At 59.8% G+C, this 6003-nt stretch carries 7 protein-coding genes; 3 read left to right on the forward strand and 4 right to left on the reverse strand.

Going from position 1 to position 6003, the window contains the following annotated elements:
• Positions 1-27: 27 nt before the first annotated feature.
• Together bfr and ACF8R3_RS21925 are read right to left on the reverse strand one after the other, a co-directional pair.
• Complete coding sequence (gene bfr / locus ACF8R3_RS21920) at positions 28-501, reverse strand: bacterioferritin (protein WP_058605176.1); 474 nt, start codon at positions 499-501, stop codon at positions 28-30.
• 198 nt (positions 502-699) lie between these two features.
• A complete protein-coding gene (locus ACF8R3_RS21925) occupies positions 700-918 on the reverse strand; it encodes a bacterioferritin-associated ferredoxin (RefSeq protein ID WP_058639702.1) in 219 nt (72 codons plus the stop codon).
• A gap of 219 nt (positions 919-1137) precedes the next feature.
• On the opposite strand from ACF8R3_RS21925, the gene ACF8R3_RS21930 reads away from it, so the two are divergent.
• Entirely contained in the window at positions 1138-1740 is a 603-nt protein-coding gene (locus ACF8R3_RS21930) for a peroxiredoxin (protein WP_023535284.1), read from the forward strand.
• A gap of 86 nt (positions 1741-1826) precedes the next feature.
• Here the strand turns inward: ACF8R3_RS21930 and rnt are convergent, their stop codons facing one another.
• Entirely contained in the window at positions 1827-2495 is a 669-nt protein-coding gene (rnt, locus tag ACF8R3_RS21935) for a ribonuclease T (protein WP_027915348.1), read from the reverse strand.
• Positions 2492-3538: a dihydroorotase gene (pyrC, locus tag ACF8R3_RS21940; protein WP_058639703.1), complete on the reverse strand. Its 1047-nt coding sequence runs from the start codon at positions 3536-3538 to the stop codon at positions 2492-2494. Before pyrC ends, rnt begins: the two co-directional genes overlap by 4 nt.
• 129 nt (positions 3539-3667) lie before the next feature.
• On the opposite strand from pyrC, the gene ACF8R3_RS21945 reads away from it, so the two are divergent.
• Positions 3668-4633: an OmpA family protein gene (locus ACF8R3_RS21945; protein WP_078478099.1), complete on the forward strand. Its 966-nt coding sequence runs from the start codon at positions 3668-3670 to the stop codon at positions 4631-4633.
• A gap of 121 nt (positions 4634-4754) precedes the next feature.
• Positions 4755-5972 (forward strand): argininosuccinate synthase, encoded by a 1218-nt coding sequence (locus tag ACF8R3_RS21950; RefSeq protein ID WP_058606061.1) that lies wholly within the window; start codon positions 4755-4757, stop codon positions 5970-5972.
• The last annotated feature ends 31 nt before the right edge of the window (positions 5973-6003 follow it).

Raw genomic sequence — 6003 nt, forward strand, 5'->3', positions numbered from 1 at the left:
TTGGCGGGTTTTTTTGTGTTGGGCGTCTTATTCTTCGCCCATCTGCGACTGCAGGTAATTTTCGATACCGATCTTGTCGATCAAGCCCAGCTGGGTTTCCAACCAGTCGATATGCTCTTCTTCGGACTCCAGGATATCTTCCAGGACGTCACGCGAACCAAAGTCACCTGCTGTTTCGCAGTGGGCAATGGCCGCCTTCAGGTCGATCAGGCCTTTCTGCTCGATGCGCAGGTCGCATTCGAGCATCTCCTTGGTGTGCTCGCCGATCAGCAGCTTGCCCAGGTCCTGAACATTGGGAATACCTTCGAGAAACAGAATACGCTTGATCAGTTTGTCAGCGTGCTTCATTTCGTCGATCGATTCTTTGTACTCGTGCTTGCCGAGTTTGTTCAGGCCCCAATCTTCGTACATGCGCGCATGCAGGAAATACTGGTTGATTGCGACCAGCTCGTTTCCGAGGATCTTGTTGAGATGCTGGATGACGCTGATGTCGCCTTTCATTGGGGTTCCTGCCCTGTCGAAGTGTGCCAATACAGGGAAGTTTGAGCCTGATGACCAAGCCTGTCAAACCTAAGTAATTGAATAATAAATGAAAATTAATAGGAATAAGAATGTTTGTGAACCGCGTTGGTACGCTAACTTGTTGAATTAAGGCGAAAAAAAACCGGACACAGGGTCCGGTTTTCGTCATTCCGTATATCAGGCAGCGGTAAATTCCACTGGGTAGGGCAGGGCGGCCTGGCTGACCTGAAGTTTGGTCAGTGTTTCGCGCACCACTTCCTTGGCCAGGCAGGCGCACTTGCCACACTGGCTGGCGACACCGGTGGCGGCTCGGACTTCCTTGTAGCTGCAGCATCCTTCATAGATCGCATCGCGGATCTGTCCGTCGGTGACGCCGACACAAAGACACACATACATAGGGCTGACCATCGCTGGCGGGTTCGATGGGTAGGAGCTTAATGTGAATGAGAATGCTTGTCAAAGTTGTTTCAGAAGGCATTCGCCCCGAGTGACCAACGGTCGCGCGCTCAGCATTCGGCCTGCCACCGTAACCTGTGTATGATGGTCAACCTTTGTTGCATGTCGGGTCGGCGACTCGGCCCGGCAATGGTTCTTCACTCACATCAGGAGATAACAATGAGCGTACTCGTTGGCAAGAAAGCCCCCGATTTCACCGTACCTGCCGTACTGGGCAGCGGCGAGATCGTCGACAGCTTCAACCTGGCCTCGGCCATCAAGGGCAAGTACGGCCTGGTGTTCTTCTACCCGCTGGACTTCACCTTCGTCTGCCCGTCCGAGCTGATTGCTCTGGACAATCGCATTCCTGACTTCCAGGCGCGCAACGTGGAAGTGATCGGCGTATCGATCGATTCGCACTTCACCCACAACGCATGGCGCAACACCCCCGTCAACAACGGCGGCATCGGCCCAGTCAAGTACACCCTGGCTGCCGACATGACCCACGAAATCTGCAAGGCCTACGACGTAGAGTCCGAAGGCGGCGTGGCCTTCCGTGGCGCCTTCCTGATCGACACCAACGGTGTCGTGCGCTCGCAGATCATCAACGACCTGCCGCTGGGCCGTAACATGGACGAGCTGCTGCGCCTGGTCGACGCCCTGCAGTTCCACGAAGAGCACGGCGAAGTCTGCCCTGCCAACTGGAAAAAAGGCGACAAGGGCATGAACGCATCGCCAGAAGGCGTTGCTGCCTACCTGAGCGAGAACGCCGGCAAGCTGTAAGCCCGCGTCGAGCAAAAAAAACCGGCCTTCATGGCCGGTTTTTTTTGCCAGCCGCACGGGCTGGCTTTAGCGCTGAAACGCGCGGATCAATCCTGTCGCCAGCCGCCCATGTCTTTCCAGCGGTTGACGATACCGCAGAACAGCTCAGCCGTTTTTTCGGTGTCGTAGCGTGCCGAGTGCGCCTCGCGACCATCGAAATCGATGTCAGCGCTCTGGCAGGCGCGAGCCAGCACGGTCTGCCCATAGGCGAGCCCTGCCAGGGTGGCCGTGTCGAAGCTCGAGAACGGGTGGAACGGGTTACGCTTGAGGTCGTTGCGCGCTACCGCCGCGTTAAGGAAACCCAGGTCGAAACTGCTGTTGTGGCCCACCAGGATGGCGCGCTTGCAACCATTGGCCTTGAGCGCCTTGCGGATGCCTCGGAAGATATCCGTCAGGGCCGTTTCCTCGCTCACCGCCATGCGCAGCGGGTGGTCGAGTTTGATGCCGGTGAACTCCAGCGCCGCGGCCTCGATGTTGGCGCCTTCGAAGGGCTCTACCCGGTGAAAATAGGTATGTTCGGGGAACAGAAAACCCTTTTCGTCCATGCCAATGGTGACGGCAGCAATTTCCAGCAAGGCGTCGGTGGCGCTATTGAAACCACCCGTCTCCACATCCACCACCACGGGCAGGTAACCCCGAAAGCGTTCGGCCATCGGGTGACGGTGACCACCGCTGCCAGAGGATTCAAGTTCATCTTCGTACAGGTCTTCGCTCACGCGTGTTCCTCCAGCAGGCGCCAGCGCAGTGTTTCCCCGGCGCGAAGCGGAATCACGGTTTGCTCACCGAAGGGCAGGCTTTCTGGGGCCGTCCATTGATCACGAACCAGGGTGATGGTGTCGGTGTTGGCTGGCAAGCCGTAGAAAGCAGGACCGTGCAGGCTGGCAAAGCCTTCGAGCTTGTCCAGAGCGTTGCGCTGTTCGAACGCCTCTGCATAGAGCTCGATGGCCGCATAGGCGGTGTAGCAGCCAGCGCATCCACACGCCGCTTCCTTGGCGTGGCGGGCGTGGGGAGCCGAGTCGGTGCCGAGGAAGAACTTCGGGTTGCCGCTGGTGGCGGCGTCGAGCAACGCCACCTGATGCGTGTTGCGCTTGAGGATGGGCAGGCAATAGAAATGCGGCCGTATGCCGCCCACCAGCATATGGTTGCGGTTGTACAGCAAGTGCTGCGCGGTGATGGTGGCGCCAACGTTGGCCGAAGCCTCGGTCACGAACTGGGCCGCATCGCTGGTGGTAATGTGCTCGAAGACCACCTTGAGCGAGGGGAAGCGCTCGACCAGGCGGCGCATATGCTCGTCGATGAAGCGCTTTTCACGGTCGAACACGTCGATCTCGCTGCGCGTGACTTCGCCGTGCACCAGCAATGGCATGCCGACTTCAGCCAGCGCCTCGATAGCCGGGAAAATATTGTCGATGCTGGTCACGCCAGAATCGGAATTGGTGGTGGCGCCTGCCGGGTAGAGCTTGGCGGCGTGCACGATACCGCTAGCCTTGGCATCTCGGATGTCTTGTGGGGTGGTGCGGTCGGTGAGATACAGTACCATCAACGGCTCAAACCGACTGCCAGCCGGGCGAGCAGCCAGAATACGGTCACGATAGGCCCCGGCTTCGGCGGCATTGCGCACCGGCGGCACCAGGTTGGGCATGATGATGGCACGGGCGAAGGTGCGCGCCACATCACTAACGGTGTGAGGCAGGACGGCACCATCACGCAGATGGATGTGCCAGTCGTCGGGGCGCAGAAGGGTCAGGCGATCGGACATTGAGGATTCCAGGCGGGTCGAACTCAAGCCGTAATGCTACCGGAAAAGCCCCTCCAGAGCACAGGTATCAAGTTTTCCCGCGGCCGCCCGATAGTGTAAAGGTGAGTGTCGAATTATGTGGAGCCCGCCGTGCGCCAGCGTTACCTAGCCCTGTTTATCGTGTTTGCCAGCGTGCCGGCCGGTGCCTTGACGTTTCAGACACGCATGGAGCGCATTGCCTGGACGGTGGAGGGTGACGCGTTCGAATGCCGGCTGACCCAGCCGATAGACGGTTTCGGAAGCGGTGAGTTCGTACGCCGTGCCGGTGAGCAACCGGTGTTCCGCCTGCGCTCACAAACCAATGCGATGGGTGCCGGCGGTGCCACCTTGCTGGCTGCTGCAGCGCCCTGGCAACCTGGGCGCGGGGACATCAACCTGGGCAATGTGCGCATGGCACGTACCGGCGTGCTGTTCAACTCCTCCCAAGGCCAGGCCAGCCGCTTGATCAACGGCCTGCTCGATGGCCGCAGCGCCGTGGTGCGCAACTTCGCCGGGGAGGGCGGGCGGGCAATGGAAGTGCGCGTGCTGCCGGTCAGTTTCGCCAAGGCCTACAGTGACTACCAGGCCTGCGCCAGCAAGCTGTTGCCGATGAACTACGACCAGGTGCGTCAGACCCAGGTGGGCTTCCCCGGTGGCGGCATCGTGCTGGATCAGGCGGCCAAGACCCGCCTCGATGTGCTGCTCGAATACATGAAGGCCGACCCCAGCGTCAATCAGGTGGCCTTGGACGGGCATTCCGACAACAGCGGCAATCGGTTGACCAACCGCGACCTGTCCCGCCGGCGGGCACTGGCGGTCGCCGATTACCTCATGGCCCACGGCGTGCCTGAAAGCCAGATAACCGTGCGTTTCCACGGCGAGCGTTATCCGCTGGTCAAGAACAACAGCGCCGGCAATCGCGCCCGTAACCGGCGGGTCAACATCGAACTTGAGCGAGGCCCTGCCCAGGCGCAGCCCACGCAAAAGGCGGTCGAGGCCCCCGCTGCCTCCGCTGCCCCGGCGCAGGCTGCAAGTGCCACCAAGTCGGTCCCGGACAAACCCGCCACTGCCAAGTAGCGGCCGTCGCGCCATCGACAATTCTTGTCGCTTTGTCGTCAGAAGCTGTCGCGCCTCTATAAATTGAGCCTCAACGCCGTTAGAATCGGGCCTTTTCCGTACAACCCCGTGGAGTGATGGCATGGCGGACGTAAAAAAGGTCGTACTGGCGTATTCTGGCGGCCTTGATACTTCGGTGATTCTCAAGTGGCTGCAAGATACCTACAACTGCGAAGTGGTGACGTTCACCGCCGACCTGGGGCAGGGTGAAGAGGTCGAGCCGGCGCGTGCCAAGGCTCAGGCAATGGGCGTCAAAGAAATCTACATCGACGATTTGCGCGAAGAATTCGTGCGCGATTTCGTATTCCCGATGTTCCGCGCCAACACCGTGTATGAGGGCGAGTACCTGCTGGGTACTTCCATTGCCCGTCCGCTGATCGCCAAGCGTCTGATCGAAATCGCCAACGAAACCGGTGCCGACGCCATCTCCCACGGCGCTACCGGCAAAGGCAACGACCAGGTTCGTTTCGAACTGGGCGCCTATGCCCTCAAGCCCGGCGTCAAGGTCATCGCGCCATGGCGTGAATGGGACCTGCTCTCGCGCGAGAAACTGATGGACTACGCCGAGAAGCACGGTATCCCGATCGAGCGTCATGGCAAGAAGAAGTCGCCGTACTCGATGGACGCCAACCTGCTGCACATCTCCTATGAAGGCGGCGTCCTGGAAGATACCTGGACCGAGCATGAAGAAGACATGTGGCGTTGGAGCGTTTCGCCCGAAAACGCCCCAGACCAGGCAACCTACCTTGAGCTGACCTACCGCAACGGCGACATCGTCGCAATTGACGGCGTAGAGAAGAGCCCGGCCACCGTGCTGGCCGATCTGAACCGTATCGGCGGCGCCAACGGCATCGGTCGACTGGACATCGTCGAAAACCGCTACGTGGGCATGAAGTCGCGTGGCTGCTACGAGACCCCTGGCGGCACCATTATGCTCAAGGCGCACCGCGCCATCGAATCGATCACCCTGGACCGCGAAGTCGCTCACCTCAAAGACGAGCTGATGCCCAAGTACGCCAGCCTGATCTACACCGGTTACTGGTGGAGCCCGGAGCGGGTCATGCTCCAGCAGATGATCGACGCGTCCCAGGTCAATGTGAACGGTGTCGTACGCCTGAAGCTCTACAAGGGCAACGTTACCGTGGTCGGCCGCAAATCCGACGATTCGTTGTTCGATGCCAACATCGCCACCTTCGAAGAAGACGGCGGTGCCTACAACCAGGAAGACGCGGCGGGCTTCATCAAGCTCAATGCGCTGCGTATGCGTATCGCTGCGAACAAGGGCCGCTCGTTGCTCTGATTCAGCACGCCGTTTTGCAAAAACCCGGCCT

It is taken from the genome of Pseudomonas sp. FYR_7, assembly GCF_043106155.1.
In the GTDB taxonomy this organism is placed as follows: Bacteria; Pseudomonadota; Gammaproteobacteria; order Pseudomonadales; family Pseudomonadaceae; genus Aquipseudomonas; species Aquipseudomonas parafulva_B.

Excerpts from the sequence above, each read along its gene's own strand:
- bfr (WP_058605176.1), bottom strand. The coding sequence starts at position 501 with ATGAAAGGCGACATCAGCGTCATCCAGCATCTCAACAAGATCCTCGGA.
- ACF8R3_RS21925 (WP_058639702.1), bottom strand. The coding sequence starts at position 918 with ATGTATGTGTGTCTTTGTGTCGGCGTCACCGACGGACAGATCCGCGAT.
- ACF8R3_RS21930 (WP_023535284.1), top strand. The coding sequence starts at position 1,138 with ATGAGCGTACTCGTTGGCAAGAAAGCCCCCGATTTCACCGTACCTGCC.
- pyrC (WP_058639703.1), bottom strand. The coding sequence starts at position 3,538 with ATGTCCGATCGCCTGACCCTTCTGCGCCCCGACGACTGGCACATCCAT.
- ACF8R3_RS21950 (WP_058606061.1), top strand. The coding sequence starts at position 4,755 with ATGGCGGACGTAAAAAAGGTCGTACTGGCGTATTCTGGCGGCCTTGAT.